This window comes from Paenochrobactrum gallinarii, from assembly GCF_014205685.1.
GTDB lineage: Bacteria > Pseudomonadota > Alphaproteobacteria > Rhizobiales > Rhizobiaceae > Paenochrobactrum > Paenochrobactrum gallinarii.
In genome coordinates this window covers 141173-161465 of the sequence record NZ_JACIIU010000005.1, presented here as the reverse complement: position 1 = coordinate 161465, position 20293 = coordinate 141173, and the positions used below count along the sequence as shown (strand labels likewise).

Sequence of the window (20293 nt, the reverse complement as noted above, 5' to 3'; positions counted from 1 at the left end):
CATCTGCATCGCACCATCGCGGATCGGGGGCCAAACAAACTTTCCGCTCTCCAACCACTTTGTCGCCAGGATCATGCCTGACCCATCCCAGTAAATGCAGCGAAGTCGATCCAGACGCTTGGCGCGGAACACGAACACGTCGCCACAATAGGGATCGGCCGCGAGCGCTGACGCCACCAAAGCCACAAGGCCATTCATGCCGCGCCGGAAGTCGACCGGTTGCGTCGCCACCATGATCTTCACGCCACTCGGCGAAACTCCGATCACCGGCGACCTCGCAAGGCCGTCACCATCGCTTGCGCCAGTTCAGGCGCTACCGGGCCGATAACCGTCATGCGCGCGCCAGCAATCTCGATCTCAATTCGACCCGCGGCAAAGTGGGCGACATCTGACGGCGAGCCTGGAGGCGGCGTTCGATCGCCAACTACCGTCACCGGCACGAACATCGCTTGCTGCGCACCGGACCTCCCAGATCGTTGAGAGGTCAGCCCAGCGTCCCGGCGCCAGACGTTCAGCAAGCCGCGATTGACGCCCCAGCGCCGGGCAACGGCCGAGATGTTCACATCAGGTTCCGCGCTTTCCGCTAGGATCCGTGCCTTCTCCTCATCAGTCCAATTCCGCCGCTGCCGCCGGCCGGTAATCACCTCGATCCGACGATACTTTCCCTCATGCCTGGCTTCATCCATGCCTTCAAGCATGGCATCAGCGCGATCTCCAATCATCCCGGTCCGCTCCTTTCAATGAAAGAGCTTATCTCGCGGCATCATTCACAAAAGAAAAGGTGGGGTGTTCGTCGCGCTCACGATTGATGCAGCGTAAACGCTGTGCCCATGCTGCTCCGCCGGTTAGCGCCCACAGATAGGCAAAACCATAGATAAGCCCGATGGCTGTCAGGTAAATGAATGTGACATCAACCGGCACCAGCCCGAAACTTTGATAATCACCATAAAGCAGCCATGCAGTCAGGAACCCGAAAGCCAAAACCGCAAGCACTGCAATTTTACCGAACCAGTCATAACCACCTTGCAGACGCTCTGCTTCATTACGCTCGGCAATGATAGTGGCAATGATTGACCAGCTGAGCATGGCCCATAGAGTGAGGCTGATCGAAAATTGGGAGTCATTGTCCGTTTCTGTGCCAAAAAACACAATCAGCATCATCATTGCCATGAGCGGCAACAGAAGTTGCGGCCCTATCAGATGCGCAATGAACCGCGATCTTGGCGAGATAAAAGACGGCTCGAGCCGATCTGTTAATATGGCAACCACACCAGCTATCGCGCCGCCAATGAGCCACGGAATAAAGCGCATCAGTTCCGGATCGACAATATCTGTGCCGATGCCCGAGGCTGTGGAATAAATAGCGACCCAAAACAGGCTGGCAAGCGCTCCGAAGACGCGCCAGCAAATGTTCCATGCGGACTGATAGACGATTGCATAATCAAAATGACGGGTCTGCGCATAAGAAACCCAAAAAGGCAGCGGCAGCAAAATGATCATCAAAAGCGGTGTGGGGACCACCGTTTGCCCCGTAAATTCACCCGTTAGAATACCGTTGGATGCAAAATAGGCAAAAGCCGCAATGAGTAAGCCGTTGAGAACCGCGCCCGCAATAACCCATGGCAGGCGTATCAATCCCGCAATACCAAGAATAGTTACTGCTGCAGCACCAATTCCGTAGCCGGTAACATTGCTCAAGCCCTGATCAGCTATAATACTGCTGACATCCAGAAAACCAAAAATGGCGCCAAGTACCAGACAGGCTAACAGCATTAATGCAGACTTTTGCATAAGTACCCTTGATTCGTCATTTTAAAATCCAAATACTTAATGTATACGCCCTATGTGTCAATCTTAATGCACGTTGACTCAAGTATATAAGTTTCTTTATTTTGTGGTTTATCTTCATGAAAAATAAATGTCTTGTTACTTCCTTTTTAACACTGCTGACTCTGAGCGGTGGGGTAGCAATAGTTGATACGACGTCTGCATTCGCTGCGCCTGATTGCTTGGGTGAAACATTCATTTCCTGCAATGTCGCCAGGAATAAGCACCTCCAGATTTGCATCGAACCGGCAAGTGGTGATGCGGAACCGAAATTTACCTATCAATTTACTGAAAAGGGCAAAGAGGGGCTTGTGCTGAGTGAGGTTTTTTCTGCCAAAACCGTCTCACCTTGGAAAGGTGTCGGCAGAGCTATTAACTCAACCGTTACTTTTAATAATGAAGGTTACAAATATCAGGTGTGGCAGAGCTTCGACCGGCTTGATGAGGAGGCCGAGCTGGAAGCAGGCGTTCACATCTCCAAAGGTGACGAGGATATCGCGTCCTTCACTTGTCAGCGTGATGCGCAAACCAAGATTGCTCCGCTATTCGCGCTTGAGGATGCAATGGAGCAAGCCGGTTGGTGCTACGATACAGGAAAATTTGAATGGCAGCACTGCGTTGCTAAAGGACAATAATACTTTCACGACAGTATAATTTTATTATTGAAAGCTTTTGCCGGGTGCTTTACGCAGACCATCAGCTTTTACTTGGCTATTTATTGTGGGAGAAATGTAATGTTTTGTTCAAGCCTAACGAAAACGCTATTTGCGGCCGCCTTATGCGCGACTTTGCTTGCGCCAAGTGCTGTTATGGCGCAGGAAAAAGAAAATATGGCAAAAATCGCCGAGTTTGGCGGCGCGATGCATGCCATGGCTGAAGAATGTGGTAGTTACTCTGCTGATCAGCTGAAAGCAATGAAGGCAGGTCAGCAATCTGCATCTTCCGCTGGCGGACTTTCATCAGCAGAGTTCGACACAATTTTCGCCAAAGGTTATGAAGATACCAAGGCTAAAATTGCTGCAGGCAGTGCAAGTCAGAAGCAGACCATGTGCGAACAGATGAAAAAAATGCAGAACTAAATTCTGCGCATATAAAATTTCGTGCTTGTGGCTCTCCTATGGGAGAGCCTTGCGTGTTTAGCAGGAAAACGCATATTAGCGGTTAGTGTAAAATTTCCGGCAGGCTATCTGGTGCACATTAGTCAAATTCGCCCTTTATTAAGCCGTTGTTGAAGCGAAACTTTTTTGGCACAAGGATCGTGATGTTTCCTTGATTCAGCTAACCCGCACGGTGTTTCGGGTGTGCTCATGTGCCAGCGCAAAAATATTCATTTTCAGCAAGCTTTCTTACCGCTTCAAATTCACAAGATGCATCGGCTACATTGATGCCTTTTGCGTGCACGAGAGCCGTATTGGCATTATTCGTATCACTGCATGTGTCACTAATGGCAACAAAATAACCTTCTGATAAAGAGGTACAATTGCCGTATGGCTGCCACCATTCGGCAGGGCATTTCTGTAGCTTTTTGTGGAAGTTAAATACATTATTACTGTGTGCTGCAATTGATACTGAGAGTGGCGCCATCTCCGACGGGTGCGCCATCCTCGTTGACCAGAACCAGATCGTTGATCGTCAGCTTTTCATCGGCGACGACGATGTCAAACTCTTGTGAATAAATGCGTCCGGCCTTGAGCTGTCGCTCAGGGCTGGCGTAGGGTCGATCGACGCCGAGGCCAATGGTCAGTGCATTCGCCGTTGACGACAGTTCGAAGAAGAGCTTTTCGCCGTCTGGCGTCGTTCCGGGACCCCGGAGCTCAATATCGTAGGCTCCATCCTGCTCATAAAAGGCGCATGTTGTCGGCGTGAACTCGTAGCGACCAGCGGAGGTTTCCAGAATACCTGATCCAGCCGCGGGAACGCTCTCTGCTGGCGGTGCTTCCGCCTCTGCACTGCACCCTGCAAGCATAAGGCTGCCGCACGAAGCGATCAGGAGAGCGATGCGCGTACGGCGCTTCTGCATTTTGGGGTTTTGCGTGAACATTTCGCTCTCCGGTGCTTATGGATATGACCAGCCATCGTGCTCGACGCGGAAAATCCGCAACGGAGCGCCGGCTTTGGTGGTGTCGGCGCGCAGGTAGAAAACCGCGCGCTGCTTCTTGCCGAAATTGGTGAAATCGACGTTTATGGTGATCATACCACGCAGCATCGGCTGGTGAGGATCAGGCGTCGGATCTTCTAAGACGACATCAAAGTCCTGAGCGCCGTATAGAGGATGTGCACCAACTTTGCCTGAGGCCAGCCAAGTCACAATCTCGTCAGTAAAGTAGTTTTTGGACACCTTCGGATCGAACGCGCTCGGTAAATTGCTGTTTTCGGACTGGAACTGGCGTTCATAAATCTCACGAACCAGATCCTGCGCCTGAGCAACCGGATCGATGTCTGGTTCGGGTAAGTATGGCTCTGTCGGGTGCTCAACAGACTTTCGCGCCGGAGAGACAAGTAGCGGCTCATTATCGGGCGTGATGTAGCGTTGTGCTACCCAGCCAGCCTTGCTCATTTCTTTGTTGCGCATCAGGCACCAACGTGGCGGCAGCGCCTTGATCTGCGCTTGCGTCATCTTCGTATAGTGTGCGGCGGTGTAAAATGGCACGCAGGTGATCTGCTGTAGTCCGCGCTCATAGTCGCTGAAAGCCTCGATCACCGGATAATTGGTGCCCGGTCCCATGCGTGCATTGAGCACGTCCCCGACAGTCACATTGGTGACGCGCCAGGCATCCGGTCCGTGGCCATCGATTTCGGCATGGGCGTGAGATGCGGCCAGACCGAGTGTCATGACAAGCAGTGCGGCCTTAAATGTGTGTGTCATGGTCATTTCACCTCTACGATCGCGCGACCCAGAACCTTGCGGTCGCCGACATTAAGAAACCGGATTTCATAGGTTCCGGCCTGTGCCGGCATTTGCAGTTCCAACGACTTTTCCTCTCCGACCTTGTGCGCCGCAATCCAGCTGAAATCGGCCTGATCGGTGCGGGCAATAGCGATGCGCTGATCTGCGCTTCCGCCTTCCGAGCTCCACGACACGGTGATCGTTTCGCCTATACCTGCCTGCGCCGGTACCTTGAGCCCAGCTCCGTCATCCAGCGGGGCGTTTTCCGCCACCACTTCCAACCGGTGGCTGGCAAGGGTGCGAGCGCCTTCGCGCAGCACATAGCGGATTTCGTAAAGTCCGGTTTCGGCCGGAGTTTTCATATCGGCTGCACGTGCGTCCCGAACCCGGATATAGTCGGCATATTTGCCTTCAGCGGTTCCGGCAGGGACAATGGTGAGATAGTCTTCCGGGTGGATTGAAGTCGACCAGGTGACTTTAATTTTGCTTCCCGCACGGGCGACTTCCGGACCGCTGACTGTCACTTCGGCGGCCACCACTTCCACGGGGGTGGAAGCCATTGTGCGTCCACCTTCTCGCAATACATAACGCACCTCGTAAAAGCCGGGCTCGGCAGGTGCCGTCAATTTGTTTTCGGTGACATCGCGCACCCGCTGATAGTTGGTGTATTTTCCTTCTTCAGCTCCGGCTGGGACGATGGTGACATAGTCTTCCGGATGGATCGAAGCTGACCACGTCACCTTGAAGCTTGCACCGGTGGTCACCTCGCTGGGCGCGCTGATGCCCATTTCGGCCTCAATGACTTCCACAGGAGCGGAAGCCAATGTGCGCCCACCTTCTCGCAACACATAACGCACCTCGTAAAAGCCGGGCTCGGCGGGCGCGATCAATCTGTTTTCAGTGACATTGCGCACGCGCTGATAATTGGTGTATTTTCCTTCTTCAGCTCCGGCAGGGACGATGGTGACATAATCTTCCGGATGGATGGAAGCTGACCACGTCACCTTGAAGCTTGCGCCGGTGATCACCTCTTCGGGGGCAGTGATAGCCATTTCGGCCTCAATGACTTCCACAGGAGCGGAGGCCATTGTGCGCCCACCTTCTCGCAGCACATAACGCACCTCGTAAAAGCCGGGTTCGGCGGGCGCGATCAAACTGTTTTCGTTGACATTGCGCACGCGCTGATAGTTGGTGTATTTGCCTTCTTCAGCTCCGGCAGGAACGATAGTGACATAGTCTTCCGGATGGATGGAAGCTGACCATGTCACCTTGAAGCTTGAGCCGGTGGTCACCTGTCCTGGAGCTTGGATATCAATTTCCGCTTCCTGCATGGGTTCGTGCGTTGAGTTGGGCTGTTGCTCCACCATTGGCTGCAAATCCATGACCGACTGCACATGCGCCAGCGCTTCTTTCAGCTCAGCAGCATTTTGGGCCGGAACGAAGACGCCACCGGTGTTTTCGGCAATGCAGGCGAGGCTGGCATGAGCCTTGTCCTCAAGATCGAAACCAACGACATGGGTCGTGAACTTCACGCCCTGCCGTGCCAGCTGCTCGGCGACCGCGCAAGGATCGGCCTGACAGGTTTCCAGACCATCAGAAATGAGCACGACCGTGGCGGGGTTGTCACGATAAGATAAGAGTTCTGCAGCGTGCTGGACGGCTGCGGAAATCGGCGTCTTTCCTTTCGGGCGGATGCCGTTCACCGTGCTGATGAAGTTTGCCTTGTCGAGCGCGCCCGGTTTGATCAATGTTTCGATGTCGCGGCAGTCGCCTTCTGAACGATGTCCATAGGCGACCAGACCTAGATTGATGTCGTCGGACCAGCCGGTCACGAGATCGGCCATCACGTCGCGTGCGATTTCTATCTTGCTGGTGCCGTCGATCTGGCCCCACATCGAGCCGGAGGCGTCATAAACGATGACCACATCTTCTGCCGCTACGGCGACCGACAGAGGGGGGATGATGGCGGTAGCCGCGATCAGTGCCGTTTTCAAAGCTTTCATCATGGTGTTTCGTTCCGTAAGTTGTTTCATGCAGGCTGCACATCACTGTCGCTACGCGGACCGGCAGAACCTGACGCTCCCATGGCGCGCGCCTTCAGCTTGCGGAATTTGCCCGACATCTGCTCCAGCCTTGCGTCCCATTGGGGGTCGGGTTGCTGACCTTCGATGGTTTTGAAAAACACCTGCATCAGGCAGGCAATGGCGAACGGCTCCAGCAATGCCGCCTTAACGCTCCAGGCAAACAAAAGCGCGAACACGAAGCCACCGGCTGCCCACGCGCCAGGCATCACGTAGACTACTAGAGCTGCTGGCGCGAGCATCACCAGAAACACCAGAAAGCTCAGAAGGTAGACAATGATTGCTAGCCAGGCGGCGTTCTTGAGCATGACACGGTAGTTCTGGCCGTAAAGCACGAGCGCTTCTCTGGCCGATCCCCAAGGGTTTGTCGCGCCTGTGCGGATTGCATAGGCGAGAATGATTTCGTCGATGAAACCAACAGCAACCCGCAGGAAGGCGTGCAGGATACCCGAAAGCTGCTGCGCTCCCGGTATGGGCAGGATGGTCAGGATGCCGCGCACCAGCCCGGTGATTGCTCCGATCACACCCTTCACCAGCTGGTCGATAGCAAACAGGACACTGGCCTGAGCAAAGCGTTCCTTCACCACCGTTGTCGCATGGCTGATCTGTGACTTGCCATCCGGCATTGGCTTGCCGTCGATTAGTTCCACCAATACCGCGATATGGCCCGCCTTGACGATATAAAGTATATATTCGCGCGCCCAGTACATGATGGCGCCAAACAGGCCAAAGCCCATAACGCCGCCCCATAGTGTTGTGTTTGCCTGGAACCCTTCATCGCCGAAGCCGCCCACGCCATAGCCGATACCGGCGCCGGTCCCCGTCAGCAAAACATAGCCAACCGCAATACCGAAGTAGACTGCTATCCGCAGCACAATGAACGGCATGGTCCGCGCCATCATTGCTAGCGCGCCACCGACTCTGAAATCCCACATTCCTTATCCCGCCTTCTATATAACCTTGCCTTTTACATCCGTTCAGGAAACTTTAGCAGAAGCAAAGCAGGCATGCCCCATCCATTTGGATAGGGACATGTTGGAAAAACTGAGTATAATTAGTAAAAATGTGCCAAAGTGGATAAATATATAAAATAAGTGAGCACAAAGAATTAGGGGTAGCCTGGAGGGAAGCGCGTAGTTTTGCAAGTATTTTTCTTTTCTATTTTGACAGCCATGTTGTTTTACTTTTCTCCTGAAGTCAGTGGTCAGGAACAGTCAATATTGCCTTCCTCCATACTTGAGGTGAGCGGCGCTATTTCGAAAGGCAATGCAGAAGGGGTCGCACATTTCGACATCGTGGAGCTGCGGACACTTCCTCAAGCGCGGCTCGAAACAACCACCGCTGTCACAGATGGTGTGCACCGCTTTGACGGCGTTTTAATGAGAGATATTTTGGCGCATGTCGGCTCTCACGGCACAGTCGTGACTGCGAGAGCCCTGAATGATTACGCGATTGAATTCGCAGTCGAGGAATTTGACCAGTTCGACATTCTTGTTGCCTATGAGATGGACGGAAAACCGCTGCTGCCGAGCGAGAAGGGGCCGCTATGGATTGTCTACCCACGTGACCAGCATGCCGAGCTGCAGGATATCCGCTTTGATTATCGTTGGGTTTGGCAATTAAAATCGCTGGATATTCGATGAGCAGGCGAGCACGTGCATTGCTGGGCGTCGCGCTGCCTGTCTCAGCCATCGCTATCTTTGTAGTTCTGCTCGCATTCTCTTTGATGCGCCTGTCTGATATCGAGCGCAACATGCGCATTGAGGCCACCCAGAATATGCTTTGGGTGATCTCGCAGGCGCATATTTCAAGCCTGCAGCTGAGCGAAGCCATCGCGGACAACGCTGCCGGAGAGGCTGATCGCGCGCAAACAGAGTTGCGCCTGAACATATTCCTCAGCCGGCTAGCCTTACTTGATGATGGCCCGCAACGTCGGCGGATGGAAGCGCTTGGCGCGTTGGCCCCTTTGGATGAGTTGCGGGAAAACCTAGACGAGCTTGGCTCGTTGCTGAAAAGCCCCAGCGCGTCGACAATGTCGCGCATACGGGCTCTGCTGGTTCCTTACAATGCGACGCTTGCCGAAGCTGCTAACAAGGCAATGGTGGCCGAATGGGACGATCTTGGCGCGACGCTTGATGTCACGCGCAAGCAGTTGTGGCAGATCATTATATCCATGGTCGGCATATCATTGGCCGGTTCGGTGCTTTGCGTTCATTTTCTGCTTGCGATCCGCGATGCAAGGCAACGGACTCGCCTGCTCAACAAAGAAAAAGCATTTTCCGAACTCCTGATCGGCTCCAGCGGTGAAGGCATTATCGCTGTCGATATGGATCGACGCTGTACGGTTTGGAACGAGGCTGCCGAACGGCTGTTCCGTGTTGGTGCTGATAGAGCCACGGGTGGTGCGTTGGGAGAGTTGTCAGGCTTCTTCGCGGTAGACCGGGTCGAGCAGGCAATTAACGACGCCCTTCAGGGCAAAGCAGTTACATTGTTGGATCAGCCATTCTTTCCCCTATACCAGACAGTCCCTCTTTATGTCGATTTGCGCTGCTTCTCACTACGTGACGGCGAGCGCATCATCGGCACAATCTTACTGGTCTCGGACGTTACCAAACGCAGAGCGGCGCAACGGGAAATTGCTGATCATCGTGACCATCTTGAGCAATTGGTGCAGGCTCGCACGCAGGAGCTTGAGGCGGCATTGACCAGAGAGCGTGCCACAGCTGATCTTTATAGGAATTTTGGCACCATGATTTCTCATCAGTTCCGCACCCCGCTTGCTCTTGTCGATTCTGCGCTTCAGCGGCTGATCCGCCGGCGCGAACAACTCACGCCGGCAGAGATAACGGAGCGGGGCAGCCAGGCCCGCAGTGCCATCGCGCGTCTGGTCCAACTGGTGGAAAGTACCCTTGATGCCGCGCAGCTTGATGCAGGCCAGATCGAAGTTCGCAGCCAGGCTTGCGACCTTGATCGCCTTGTTGCGGACATTTGCGCGCGTCAGGAAGACGATATGAGCTGGCGACGGATCTCGGTGACGCTGCCTGACGGTGTTTCTCCAGTTGCCTATTGTGATCCCGTGCATGCGGAACACATTCTGACTAACCTTCTGTCTAATGCCGTGAAATATTCACCGAAGGCGACCCCGATCACGGTCAGCTTCGCTTGTGACGGGTCACACATCACGTGCATCGTGATCAATATTGTATCACCTAGAGGGGCGTTCGTGCCTGATTCACTGTTTGATCGCTATTATCGCGGTAGCAATACTGAAGGCTGCCCGGGTATTGGTGTTGGTCTTTATATGGCGAAAGCGCTTGCGCGCTTGCAGGGCGGCGACGTGCAGTTGCAGGATTCGGAGTCTGGCACAGTTCGAATGGCGATGTCGCTGCCACATTCTGCCTCCGGTTCCGGTGCTGTTGTGCCCGTGATCTTTCGACAGGAGACGGTATGATCGTGGAGCCGTTTGTGATCCTATGCATTGAAGACGAAGTGCAATTGCGGCGTGACATCGTGGACGAACTGGTCGAGGCGGGATATGATGTCCTCGAAGCCAGTAATGGCAAACAAGCGCTCGACAAGCTGGCGCGTGTTTGCCCCGATCTGATCCTTTGCGACATTTCCATGCCTGAACTTGACGGCTATGGTGTGCTTAATGCGCTGCAGGAACGAGGGGCTGACTATGCCGAAATTCCTTTTGTCTTCCTCTCCGCCCTTGCCGATCCAAGGCACATCGTTGATGGCAAGCGTCTTGGTGCGGATGATTACCTTGTTAAGCCAATCGATTATGATCTCTTGCTGGCAACCATCGAAGCGCGTTTACGTCAGATCGGACGCATCCGTTTGGCACGTCCATTGCGGTCAGATGCTCCCAATTTTACGAAATTTTCAGAAGTCTATGGCCTCACACCCGCAGAACTACGGATCACGCAAGCGCTCACTCAAGGTAGTAAATTGGCGCAGATCGCGACTGATCTCGGCGTCTCGCGTTCTACCGTTGCGTTTCACATGCGCAATATATTCCAGAAAACGGAGACCGGCAGACAGACAGAACTGGTAGCTTTGGTACTCAAGAGATAACGTTATTAATCATGTAAATGAGCTCTGGTGTAGTGATCTGCATGAGTTAGTTGAAATGACTTAGTGATATATCTTACTGGTGCGCTGCTATATGGCTATCTCTAAGGCTCTACCAGAAAATTAAGTTGAGTGATTTCAGGAGTTTATGGGTCACTGTGGTATACAACAACTACGGAGGATCACATGGCCTGGACTGAAATCGCCCGAGCGGCTATGCCATACGAGGCTTGAGTTATGCAGGCGACTGTACTGACGATGAGCGGGCTATCATTGCGTCGCTTTTGCAGCGGATGAGCAAAGTCGGCCGTCCACGCGAACATAATCCGCGTAAACCGTGGAATGCGATCCAGTATATTGCGACAACGGGTTGCCAATGAGCGCAATTACCTAAGGATTTTCCACCGTTCACTACAGTGCAGTATCATTTCTACCGGATGCGCGACAACGGCTTGCTTGATCATTATCAATGAGATGCTGGTTGCGGTGACACGGCTGGCGGAGGGGCGCAAGATGGAGCCGGCAGCAGCTATTATCGATAGCCAGTCAGTGAAGACGACCGAAGCTGATAGCCCGCGCGGCTATAATGCAGGCAAAAAGATCAAAGGCGCTAACGCCGTATAGTAAAGATAGAATTTTGAGTCGGGCTATAATAAAATTGAGTAATTTTTAAATATATATCTATATAGGAATATAAAAATTAATTCACATACTGTGATCAAATAAGAAGATTATTGTGGTAAATTTTGGTTGAGATGCGAAAAAACTAATATTAATATTACCACAGTAGATTGTTATATATGCATCAATTTGTCAAGTAAAGATCACGATCAGCAGAGATGTCGCATTCTCAGTCGTTTCTTTAATTAATTCACAAATACATGCGCTAATTGTTTCTTTTTAACGTAATATCTCAAATTGATACATAGCGTAAAAAATCTAAACAAAGCTCACTTGACAATGCTCTTTACTTAGACCCTGATATCTGATGTGAGCAAGTGAATATGGGGGGAGCATGTCATGAGTAATCACAAGAATTTAGATTTTCTGTGAATGGGCGTGCGCTAAATGACACAGAAAATTTTTGATGGCCATAATGACGTTTTACTGAGACTTTGGGAAAACTCCCGAAATGGGTCAGACCCTGTAAAAGAGTTTACACAAGGCACAGCTCAAGGACATATTGACCTGCCGCGCTCAAAAAAAGGCAGTCTGGCAGGTGGAATTTCTGCAATCTATATTCCTAATGAGCAGAGCCTTGAACTGGCACCACCCGATTCAAACGGGCATTATTCGACACCGCTCAATAAGCCGCTTGATTATACCAAGTCTCTGGTCATCGCATTGGAAATTGCCGCAATAGCGCTCCGATTGGAGCGTGCTGGCAGTTGGCGTCTGTGTCGCACTGCGACTGATCTGGATGAAGCGATTGATGTTGGTGTTTTCGCAGCCGTTTTACATCTGGAAGGTTGCGAACCCATCAGCAAAAATCTGGATGAGCTGGAGGTTTTATACGCAGCTGGCCTGCGTTCGCTGGGGCCTGTCTGGAGCCGTAATAATATATTTGGTCATGGTGTTCCATTTGCTTATCCGGCCCATCCGGATACAGGGCCGGGCTTGACTGATGCGGGGCGGGAACTGATCAAGGCCTGTGATCAAATGGGCATTATGGTTGATCTTGCGCATATCACCGAACAAGGCTTTTGGGATGTTGCAAAGCTTAGCGACAATCCATTAGTCGTCAGTCACTCCAATGCACATAGTCTGACACCGGTTGCGCGCAATTTAACTGATAGACAGATGGATGCAGTGAAGGAAAGTAACGGTGTGGTCGGCTTGAATTTTGCCACAACGATGCTGCGAGCTGATGGTCAGGAAAACGCGGATACACCATTAAGTGATATGATCCGTCATATTGATTATATGGTTGAGCGCATGGGGATCGACTGTGTCGCACTTGGCTCAGATTATGATGGTGCACTTATTCCTAAGGATATTGCTGATGCATCCGGCAGTCAGGCTCTTGTCGGAGCATTGCGCGATGCAGGTTATAATCAGGAAGATATCAATAAAATATGTCTTGCCAACTGGCAGCGCGTTTTACGCAATGTCTGGCGGAAAGCTTAATAATTACAATAATCGTAAAAATCAAACGGGAGTGTATTATGAAGAATAAGGGATATCTGAAAACGCTGACCGCAAGTGCAGCTCTGGCCACTATTTTTACAGTTGCAGGCGCTGCCAATGCGGCCACACCTGCTGACACGCTCGTGGAGGCATGGGCTATTGATGATATTATCACCCTTGATCCGGCTGAATCTTTTGAAATTAGTCCGGCTGAAATTTTAGGTAATGCCTATGACAGTCTGGTCCGTCTGAATATTAACGATCCTTCACAGGTTATTCCGGGTGTGGCAGAAAGCTGGACGGTATCTGATGATGGCCTGACTTATACTTTCAAAATCCGTGAAGGCTTAAAATTTGCTTCCGGCAATGCGCTGACGGCTAAAGATGTTGCCTATAGTTTTGAGCGTGGCGTAAGACTTGATAAATCACCGGCCTTTATTCTCACCCAGTTTGGATTGACGGGTGATAATGTGGTTGAAAATGCAAAAGCCGTCGATGACACAACTTTTGTACTGAAAATTGACAAGCCATATGCGCCAAGCTTTGTGTTGAATTGTTTGACAGCTACCGTTGGCAAGATTGTTGATAAGAAACTGCTGGAGCAGAATTCCGCCAAAGTAACGCCGTCGGATGATTATAAATATGACACTGACTATGGCAATGCCTGGCTGAAAACCAATTATGCAGGCTCAGGTCCTTTCAAGATCCGTGACTGGCGCGCCAATGAAATTGTCGTGCTTGAGCGCAATGATAATTATTATGACGATCCGGCTAAGCTTGCCCGCGTGATGTATCGCCATGTGAAAGAGAGTGCCACACAACGTTTGATGCTTGAAACAGGTGATGTTGACGTCGCGCGCAATCTTGAGCCAGGTGATTACGAAGCTGTTATTAATAACAAGGATCTTCAATCTGATAGTGCGCCTAAAGGCACTGTCTATTATATCAGCCTTAACCAGAAAAATGAAAATCTCGCCAAGCCGGAAGTCCGTGAAGCCTTTAAATATCTGGTTGATTACGATGCAATTGGCAAAACTCTGATTAAAGGCATCGGCGAAATTCATCAGACCTATCAGCCGAAATCAGTGCTGGGTGCGCTTGATGAGCAGCCGTTTAAGCTTGATCCGGCAAAAGCCAAAGAATTGCTTGAAAAAGCTGGCTTGAAAGATGGTTTGAGCGTTACTTTTGATGTGCGTAATACGCAGCCGGTGACAGGTATTGCTGAATCATTTCAGCAAACGGCCGCACAGGCTGGTGTGAAGGTTGAAATTATTCCGGGTGATGGCAAACAAACCTTGACTAAATATCGTGCACGTAACCACGATCTTTATATTGGTCAGTGGGGCATGGATTATTGGGATCCGAATTCTAATGCCGAAGCTTTTACCGCCAATCCTGATAACGGCGATGATGCCGCTAATAAAACGCTTGCCTGGCGTAATGCATGGGCTATTCCTGAGCTGACTGAGCAGGTGCAGGCAGCATTGCTGGAGCGCGATACAGACAAACGTGCAAAAATGTATGAAAAGCTGCAGCAGGAAGCACTGGATACAAGCCCGTTTGTGATGCTTTTCCAGCAGGTTGAAGTGGCAGGTATTCGCGGCAATGTTAAAGGTTTCAAGCTCGGGCCCACCTTTGACACCAACTTCCTGAGCACTGTTTCTAAAGATTGATCTGAAAGACAATTATTGTGACAGCAGTCGTAACCAGAACAAGGACAAGGCGCGCACCATCGCGCGCCTATGGCCTTACCGCTTCAATAGCCAGTTTTCTGATTATTGTAGTGACCACATATTTAGGACTTCTGGCTGTAACCTTTTTTATCGGCCGTGTTGTTCCTATTGATCCCGTGCTGGCGATTGTCGGTGATCGTGCACCACAGCATGTGATTGAGCGCGTACGCAACGAAATGGGCTTGAATTTGCCCTATTACCAGCAGTTTTTTATGTATGTTAAAGGGGTGCTGCAAGGGGATTTCGGCACATCTGTTTTAACGACAAATCCGGTCATGACGGATATACGGCGCGTGTTTCCCGCCACAATGGAGCTTGCCACCGTTGGCACAATTATCGGTGCTGTATTTGGTATTCCGCTTGGTGTTTTGGCCGCGGTAAAGCGCGACACGCTAACGGATCAGATCGTACGTATCATCGGGCTTTTCGGTTATTCTGTACCGATATTCTGGCTTGGTATGCTTGGCCTTCTTGTGTTTTATGCCAAATTAGGCTGGGTCGCTGGTCCCGGACGTCTGGATGTTGTTTTTGAATATACATTTACGCCCATTACAGGTTTTTACATCTTAGATGCGATCATACAGGGGCAATGGGACGTATTAAAAGACGTAATGCGTCATATCATATTGCCATCGGCGCTTCTGGGTTATTTTTCAATGGCTTATATTAGCCGGATGACGCGTTCATTCATGTTGAATGAGCTTGATCAGGAATATATCACAGCCGCTCGTGCCAAAGGTATAACTGAGGCCAAAATCATTTGGGGACATGCTTTACGTAATGCTGCGGTGCCATTGGTTACCGTTATCGCGCTTTCTTATGCAGGTCTGCTCGAAGGGTCAGTCTTGACTGAAACCGTTTTTGCCTGGCCAGGCTTAGGCATGTACATCACCAACTCGCTACAAAATGCGGATATGAATGCAGTTTTGGGCGGAACCATTATTATTGGATCCGTTTTTATTGCCATCAACTTGCTTTCAGATCTGCTTTATCGGGTTCTTGATCCAAGGACACGTTCACGATGAGCCAGACAACCCCAATTCATAAACAGTCACTGCGTGAGTGGCTTTTATCCGAGCGGCCACAGTCGCGTATGCAGGCCAGACTTGGGCGCAGCTACACGATCTGGAAACGGTTTACGTCAAACAAGCTTGCTGTCATTGGTCTGCTTATTATCATTGGATTAATATTGGTTGCAATTTTTGCCAATATGCTTGCGCCGCATAATCCATATGTTGGTAATCTGGCGAATGCACGGCTGTTACCTCCGGGCACTGATGGCTACTGGCTTGGCACGGATGATCAAGGGCGTGATATTCTCTCCCGTCTTATTTATGGTTCCCGCATTACGCTTTATGTCATCCTGCTGGTTGCAATCATTGCAGCGCCTATCGGCCTGTTGGTTGGCACAATATCGGGTTATGCCGGCGGCTGGGTCGATGCCGTTTTGATGCGCGTGACCGACATCTTCCTCGCTTTTCCGAAGCTTATTCTGGCTTTGGCATTTGTTGCCGCATTGGGGCCCGGCATTGAAAATGCGATTATCGCTATCGCTATCACGTCTTGGCCTCCTTATGCCCGTATTGCGCGTGCAGAAACCCTGACGATCCGTAATTCTGATTATATTTCGGCGGTTCGTCTGATGGGCGCATCACCAAGCCGCATTGTTATCAGACATATTATGCCCCTTTGCACCTCGTCTTTGATTGTGCGTGTGACATTGGATATGGCAGGCATTATTCTGACTGCTGCCGGCCTTGGCTTTCTTGGTCTTGGTGCGCAGCCTCCCTTACCGGAATGGGGCGCGATGATTGCTTCTGGTCGTCGATTTATTCTTGACCAGTGGTGGGTTGCTGCCATGCCCGGCATTGCAATTCTTATCGTCAGCCTCGGCTTTAATCTGCTGGGAGATGGCCTGCGTGATGCTCTTGATCCGCGAGGCAATAATCAATGAAACCATTATTGTCTGTTGAAAATCTCAAAGTCACTTATCCGGGCAGAACCGGCGACATTGAAGCGGTGAGGGGTGTATCTTTCACCCTCGGCCGTGAACGCTTAGGCATCGTGGGGGAATCCGGTTCAGGTAAATCACAAACCGGACGCGCAATCATGGGACTCACACCTCATCATGCCAAAATCACGGCCGAGAAACTGCAATTTGATGGGATCGACCTGCTGCAAGCATCAGCTAAGCAAAGGCGTGATTTACGCGGTGGCCGCATTGCGATGGTCTTGCAAGATCCTAAATATTCACTCAATCCGGTTATGACTATCGGGCGTCAAATAGCAGAAACCCTGAACGCGCATAAACGCTATAGTCGTGAAGAAACGCGCAAGCGCTCTTTAGATATGCTTGAAGCCGTTCAGATCCGCGATCCGGAACGTGTCTTAAAGCTCTATCCGCATGAAGTTTCAGGCGGTATGGGGCAGCGCGTTATGATTGCGATGATGCTTGTTGCTGAACCGGAATTACTCATTGCAGATGAACCAACGTCTGCTCTTGATGTCACTGTTCAGCTGGAAGTTTTATCAATTCTCGATAAGCTGGTTTCCGAGCGTGGCATGGGGCTGATCTTTATCAGCCACGATCTGCGTCTTGTCTCTTCATTTTGTGACCGTGTAATCGTGATGTATGCAGGGCGCATTGTTGAGGAATTAGCTGCTTCTGATCTGGCCAATGCTAAGCATCCCTATACGCAAGGATTATTAAACTGCATGCCTAAAATTGGCGCTGATCGCCATCCTCTGCCAATCCTGCAAAGACAAGAGGCATGGAAACAATGACTTTAGATACGCAACCCAATGCAATTGATGTCAAAGAAGTCGATGTTTATTTCGATCATTATCAGGCACTCAATGATGTGAGCATCAGTGTTAAGAATGGTGAATCTTATGGCTTGGTAGGGGAGTCTGGTTCAGGTAAATCCACTCTATTGCGTACAATTGCTGGTCTTGCAGTTATTGAGCATGGTGAGATCAGCATTGACGGTAAATTATTGCCAACACCGCGCGATAAGGATTTTTATCGTCAGGTGCAGATGGTCTTTCAAGACCCTTATGGCTCACTTCACCCGCGACAAACGATTGACCGGCTTTTACTTGAGCCGCTTGCCATTCATGGCATTGCAGATACTGATAAAAAAATCGTGCGGGCACTGGATGAAGTGGGGCTTGGCTCCGGCTTTCGTTTTCGTTATCCGCACCAGCTTTCGGGTGGGCAGCGCCAGCGTGTTGCCATTGCGCGTGCCTTAATTGTTGAACCACGTATTCTGCTGCTGGATGAGCCAACCTCTGCTCTTGATGCCTCCGTTCAGGCGGAGGTTCTCAATCTTCTTGAGCAAATTCGACGCGATTATAATCTTACCTTTATTATGGTCAGCCATGATCTGGCGGTGGTTAATCATATGTGTGATCGTCTGGCTGTCATGCGTAATGGACAAATTGTCGAAGAGCTGAATTCAAAAGATTTGGAAACAGGCAATGTGGTTCAAGATTATACAAAAAATCTAATGGTCGCGAGTGAAGGATTTCGACGCTAAACAAAGCCGCTGTATCAGCGGCTTTTTAAATTTATTCATTTCTTTGCCAGTGAAAAATGCAGAAATTCCGATATTTATATAATTTAATTTACCAATCGATTGCTCTCAAAACGCATAATTAAGCTTCACACACTGATGTGTCATAGCTGCTGAATAGAGCTGACAAAATTATCCGTTTATTGCTTCCTTCTGCTGTTTAACAAATTTCCTTGGCTTTATTTTAATATGACTATAATAATCATATTTGTGGTGAAGGCTAAACATTGCTCTCATCCGTTGATTAATGGGGATGTCTATTAGACGTAACCTATTGGAATATTTTTATAGTTGCCGCTGAGGTTCGACAAATAATGGTAGAGTCAGATGTGGCCAATTGTGTGTTTCTTGCCCATAGGTCAAAGTTGATTGACTATGCGACACCGATACTTGGCTCCCGTGAAGCCGCAGAAGATATCGTTCAGGACGCATTTATCCGCTACATGCCGGCGAAAACACGTATTAATTCATCTGATCAGACACTTAGCTATTTATATCGAATTGTGCGTAATCTGGCTTTCGATGTTCTCAAACGTAAGAAAATCGAAAAACGAGAGGCGGAAGGCAGTCCGCCATTTTGGATTGTGTCGCGTGCAGAAGAAACACCGGAACAAACTGTTTTACTGTGCGATCAGATCAAAACAGTAACGCGCATTTTACAGACATTACCTGTTGAGGCGCGCATAGCCGTGGAAATGAGCCGGTTTGGCGGGTTTACTCTTGATGAAATTGCCGTCCAGTTGGATATTTCAGTCGCGACAGTGCATCGCTATATCCGGTCTGCTATGGTTCTTATTGCGTCTGAGCTGGATAACTCCAAACACTGATCATATCAATAAAATAACAGTGTCGTGTCTTTACCCGAAATGCCGTGGCGGTTTATAGAGGCAGTCATATTATTAACGATTACTCTGGCAGGAATTTTCTTTGGTACAAGGCATCAAGCCAGATATTCTATTGGATGAAGCGATAGATTGGTTACTGGGCTTGCAGGATCCGCAGAGCGAGCCTGCTTTGTCACAACAATTTAAAATGTGGCTTGAGCAATCTGATGCACACGCCGAGGCATGGCAGAAAGCCCAACAGGTTTGGGCGCTGATGGGGCATACTGAGCCTGTTTATGAAAATCTTTGGCTTGATCAAAACACTGTCTTGCATGACGATTTATTCAAGCCTTCGCAGATTAGAAAGGCGCATAAATCTCCCAAAATGTCTGGCCGGAGAAAAGTACAATATTCTGCTTTGAGTGTTGCAGCTGTTGTTATATTGTTTTTTGCCGCACCAGTGTTGATGTTGCGTTTTGAGGCGGATTACAGAACGGCCAATGCGCAGACGGAAACCATATTATTGGCAGATGGCAGCACATTAACGCTGGCTGCCGATAGTGCAGTTGCGGTGAATATCAGCGAAACAATAAGGCATGTACGCTTGTTGCGGGGGGAAGCCTATTTTGACGTGATCAAAGATGCGTCGCGGCCTTTTCTGGTTTTTGCAGGTGAAGCAGAAGTTTCTGTTCTAGGAACCGTCTTTGATGTGAAACTTACTGAAACTGGCACTGCGGTTTCATTGGAACGTGGTGTGGTGGAGGTTCGGGATCGCTTGCATCATGAGCAGGAGCCTGAGCGATTATTGCCGGGGGAGAGAGTGGTGTTTGAAAACGGTTCTGATCGTTTTTCCCGTTCGACTATCAGTATTGATGATATTGCAGGTTGGCGAAAAGGCTATTTCTTCGTTGAAGATGTAACCGTGCGCTCCGTTATTGAAGAATTGCAACGCTACCATCCGGCATGGATTGCGCTTGCAGATAGGTCGCTTGGTGAAGAGCGTGTAACCGGCCTTTATAATCTGAATGAACCGGATCGCGCATTACGCGCTTTGGTGCAGCCTTATGGCGGCACGGTCAGTTCGGTGTCGCCTTATTTACGGGTGATCAACCGAAATAATTAATTTGCTGTTTCGTGAAAAATATTTCCGAGCAGATCGTCTTAC

20 protein-coding genes and 1 pseudogene are annotated in these 20293 nt (G+C 50.2%); 14 read left to right on the top strand and 7 right to left on the bottom strand.

All coding sequences use genetic code 11. From position 1 onward, the window contains the following. The 3 genes from tnpB to FHS77_RS08005 all read right to left on the bottom strand — a co-directional run. Window positions 1-267, bottom strand: a 267-nt coding sequence (gene tnpB / locus FHS77_RS08015) for an IS66 family insertion sequence element accessory protein TnpB (RefSeq protein WP_184222125.1), incomplete at its 3' end; no start/stop codon positions are given. Further along, a complete protein-coding gene (gene tnpA / locus FHS77_RS08010) occupies window positions 264-722 on the bottom strand; it encodes an IS66-like element accessory protein TnpA (RefSeq protein ID WP_184222123.1) in 459 nt (152 codons plus the stop codon). The genes tnpB and tnpA, both read right to left, overlap by 4 nt. A 28-nt stretch (window positions 723-750) precedes the next feature. Further along, window positions 751-1791, bottom strand: coding sequence for a hypothetical protein (locus FHS77_RS08005; RefSeq protein WP_184222121.1), 1041 nt, complete (start codon window positions 1789-1791; stop codon window positions 751-753). Between the two features lie 116 nt (window positions 1792-1907). Between FHS77_RS08005 and FHS77_RS08000 the strand changes: the two genes are divergently transcribed. Both FHS77_RS08000 and FHS77_RS07995 read left to right on the top strand, forming a co-directional pair. Next, window positions 1908-2462, top strand: coding sequence for a hypothetical protein (locus tag FHS77_RS08000; RefSeq protein ID WP_184222119.1), 555 nt, complete (start codon window positions 1908-1910; stop codon window positions 2460-2462). A 27-nt stretch (window positions 2463-2489) separates the two neighbouring features. Further along, the gene (locus FHS77_RS07995) at window positions 2490-2906 is read left to right on the top strand and encodes a hypothetical protein (RefSeq protein WP_184222117.1); all 417 of its coding nucleotides are present in this window, start codon (window positions 2490-2492) and stop codon (window positions 2904-2906) included. Between the two features lie 467 nt (window positions 2907-3373). On the opposite strand, the gene FHS77_RS07990 is transcribed toward FHS77_RS07995, so the two are convergent. The 4 genes from FHS77_RS07990 to FHS77_RS07975 are packed head-to-tail and all read right to left on the bottom strand — an operon-like array spanning window position 3374 to window position 7730. Further along, the gene (locus FHS77_RS07990; protein ID WP_184222115.1) at window positions 3374-3868 is read right to left on the bottom strand and encodes a hypothetical protein; all 495 of its coding nucleotides are present in this window, start codon (window positions 3866-3868) and stop codon (window positions 3374-3376) included. A 15-nt stretch (window positions 3869-3883) separates the two neighbouring features. Beyond that, window positions 3884-4693, bottom strand: a complete 810-nt coding sequence (locus FHS77_RS07985) for an SH3 domain-containing protein (RefSeq protein ID WP_184222113.1) — start codon at window positions 4691-4693, stop codon at window positions 3884-3886. 2 nt (window positions 4694-4695) lie between these two features. After that, window positions 4696-6720 (bottom strand): vWA domain-containing protein, encoded by a 2025-nt coding sequence (locus FHS77_RS07980; protein WP_184222111.1) that lies wholly within the window; start codon window positions 6718-6720, stop codon window positions 4696-4698. Window positions 6721-6743: 23 nt separating this feature from the next. Then, on the bottom strand, window positions 6744-7730 hold the full coding sequence (locus FHS77_RS07975) for a hypothetical protein (RefSeq protein ID WP_184222109.1): 987 nt from the start codon (window positions 7728-7730) through the stop codon (window positions 6744-6746). A gap of 204 nt (window positions 7731-7934) precedes the next feature. On the opposite strand from FHS77_RS07975, the gene FHS77_RS07970 reads away from it, so the two are divergent. From FHS77_RS07970 to FHS77_RS07915, 12 genes and pseudogenes are all read left to right on the top strand, one after another. Beyond that, a complete protein-coding gene (locus FHS77_RS07970; RefSeq protein WP_210307066.1) occupies window positions 7935-8438 on the top strand; it encodes a putative pterin-binding protein in 504 nt (167 codons plus the stop codon). 17 nt (window positions 8439-8455) lie between these two features. Continuing rightward, window positions 8456-10246 (top strand): sensor histidine kinase, encoded by a 1791-nt coding sequence (locus tag FHS77_RS07965; protein WP_184222107.1) that lies wholly within the window; start codon window positions 8456-8458, stop codon window positions 10244-10246. Beyond that, window positions 10243-10872 carry a response regulator transcription factor gene (locus FHS77_RS07960; protein WP_184222105.1) on the top strand — a complete coding sequence of 210 codons (630 nt, stop codon included), beginning with the start codon at window positions 10243-10245 and terminating at the stop codon, window positions 10870-10872. The genes FHS77_RS07965 and FHS77_RS07960 overlap by 4 nt, the downstream gene beginning before the upstream one ends. Before the next feature lie 183 nt (window positions 10873-11055). Next, a pseudogene (locus FHS77_RS16220) lies at window positions 11056-11478 on the top strand (transposase); the annotation flags it as partial. Between the two features lie 459 nt (window positions 11479-11937). Beyond that, window positions 11938-12996 carry a dipeptidase gene (locus FHS77_RS07950; RefSeq protein WP_184222101.1) on the top strand — a complete coding sequence of 353 codons (1059 nt, stop codon included), beginning with the start codon at window positions 11938-11940 and terminating at the stop codon, window positions 12994-12996. Between the two features lie 38 nt (window positions 12997-13034). Next, window positions 13035-14669, top strand: a complete 1635-nt coding sequence (locus tag FHS77_RS07945) for an ABC transporter substrate-binding protein (RefSeq protein ID WP_184222099.1) — start codon at window positions 13035-13037, stop codon at window positions 14667-14669. Between the two features lie 17 nt (window positions 14670-14686). Further along, on the top strand, window positions 14687-15754 hold the full coding sequence (locus tag FHS77_RS07940; protein ID WP_184222097.1) for an ABC transporter permease subunit: 1068 nt from the start codon (window positions 14687-14689) through the stop codon (window positions 15752-15754). Further along, window positions 15751-16683, top strand: coding sequence for a nickel transporter permease (gene nikC / locus FHS77_RS07935; RefSeq protein ID WP_184222095.1), 933 nt, complete (start codon window positions 15751-15753; stop codon window positions 16681-16683). Before FHS77_RS07940 ends, nikC begins: the two co-directional genes overlap by 4 nt. Next, window positions 16680-17513 (top strand): ABC transporter ATP-binding protein, encoded by an 834-nt coding sequence (locus tag FHS77_RS07930; protein ID WP_184222093.1) that lies wholly within the window; start codon window positions 16680-16682, stop codon window positions 17511-17513. Before nikC ends, FHS77_RS07930 begins: the two co-directional genes overlap by 4 nt. Next, window positions 17510-18268 carry an ABC transporter ATP-binding protein gene (locus tag FHS77_RS07925; RefSeq protein ID WP_374786220.1) on the top strand — a complete coding sequence of 253 codons (759 nt, stop codon included), beginning with the start codon at window positions 17510-17512 and terminating at the stop codon, window positions 18266-18268. The genes FHS77_RS07930 and FHS77_RS07925 overlap by 4 nt, the downstream gene beginning before the upstream one ends. 350 nt (window positions 18269-18618) lie before the next feature. Next, the gene (locus tag FHS77_RS07920) at window positions 18619-19131 is read left to right on the top strand and encodes an RNA polymerase sigma factor (RefSeq protein WP_184222089.1); all 513 of its coding nucleotides are present in this window, start codon (window positions 18619-18621) and stop codon (window positions 19129-19131) included. A gap of 100 nt (window positions 19132-19231) precedes the next feature. Beyond that, on the top strand, window positions 19232-20251 hold the full coding sequence (locus FHS77_RS07915; RefSeq protein WP_184222087.1) for a FecR family protein: 1020 nt from the start codon (window positions 19232-19234) through the stop codon (window positions 20249-20251). The last annotated feature ends 42 nt before the right edge of the window (window positions 20252-20293 follow it).

What these genes read in the sequence shown, in the direction of transcription:
- nikC (WP_184222095.1), top strand. Translation starts at nt 15,751, where the DNA reads ATGAGCCAGACAACCCCAATTCATAAACAGTCACTGCGTGAGTGGCTT.
- FHS77_RS07985 (WP_184222113.1), bottom strand. Translation starts at nt 4,693, where the DNA reads ATGACACACACATTTAAGGCCGCACTGCTTGTCATGACACTCGGTCTG.
- FHS77_RS08000 (WP_184222119.1), top strand. Translation starts at nt 1,908, where the DNA reads ATGAAAAATAAATGTCTTGTTACTTCCTTTTTAACACTGCTGACTCTG.
- FHS77_RS07945 (WP_184222099.1), top strand. Translation starts at nt 13,035, where the DNA reads ATGAAGAATAAGGGATATCTGAAAACGCTGACCGCAAGTGCAGCTCTG.
- FHS77_RS07990 (WP_184222115.1), bottom strand. Translation starts at nt 3,868, where the DNA reads ATGTTCACGCAAAACCCCAAAATGCAGAAGCGCCGTACGCGCATCGCT.
- FHS77_RS07925 (WP_374786220.1), top strand. Translation starts at nt 17,510, where the DNA reads ATGACTTTAGATACGCAACCCAATGCAATTGATGTCAAAGAAGTCGAT.
- FHS77_RS07980 (WP_184222111.1), bottom strand. Translation starts at nt 6,720, where the DNA reads ATGATGAAAGCTTTGAAAACGGCACTGATCGCGGCTACCGCCATCATC.
- tnpA (WP_184222123.1), bottom strand. Translation starts at nt 722, where the DNA reads ATGATTGGAGATCGCGCTGATGCCATGCTTGAAGGCATGGATGAAGCC.
- FHS77_RS08005 (WP_184222121.1), bottom strand. Translation starts at nt 1,791, where the DNA reads ATGCAAAAGTCTGCATTAATGCTGTTAGCCTGTCTGGTACTTGGCGCC.
- FHS77_RS07920 (WP_184222089.1), top strand. Translation starts at nt 18,619, where the DNA reads ATGGTAGAGTCAGATGTGGCCAATTGTGTGTTTCTTGCCCATAGGTCA.
- FHS77_RS07930 (WP_184222093.1), top strand. Translation starts at nt 16,680, where the DNA reads ATGAAACCATTATTGTCTGTTGAAAATCTCAAAGTCACTTATCCGGGC.
- FHS77_RS07960 (WP_184222105.1), top strand. Translation starts at nt 10,243, where the DNA reads ATGATCGTGGAGCCGTTTGTGATCCTATGCATTGAAGACGAAGTGCAA.
- FHS77_RS07975 (WP_184222109.1), bottom strand. Translation starts at nt 7,730, where the DNA reads ATGTGGGATTTCAGAGTCGGTGGCGCGCTAGCAATGATGGCGCGGACC.
- FHS77_RS07950 (WP_184222101.1), top strand. Translation starts at nt 11,938, where the DNA reads ATGACACAGAAAATTTTTGATGGCCATAATGACGTTTTACTGAGACTT.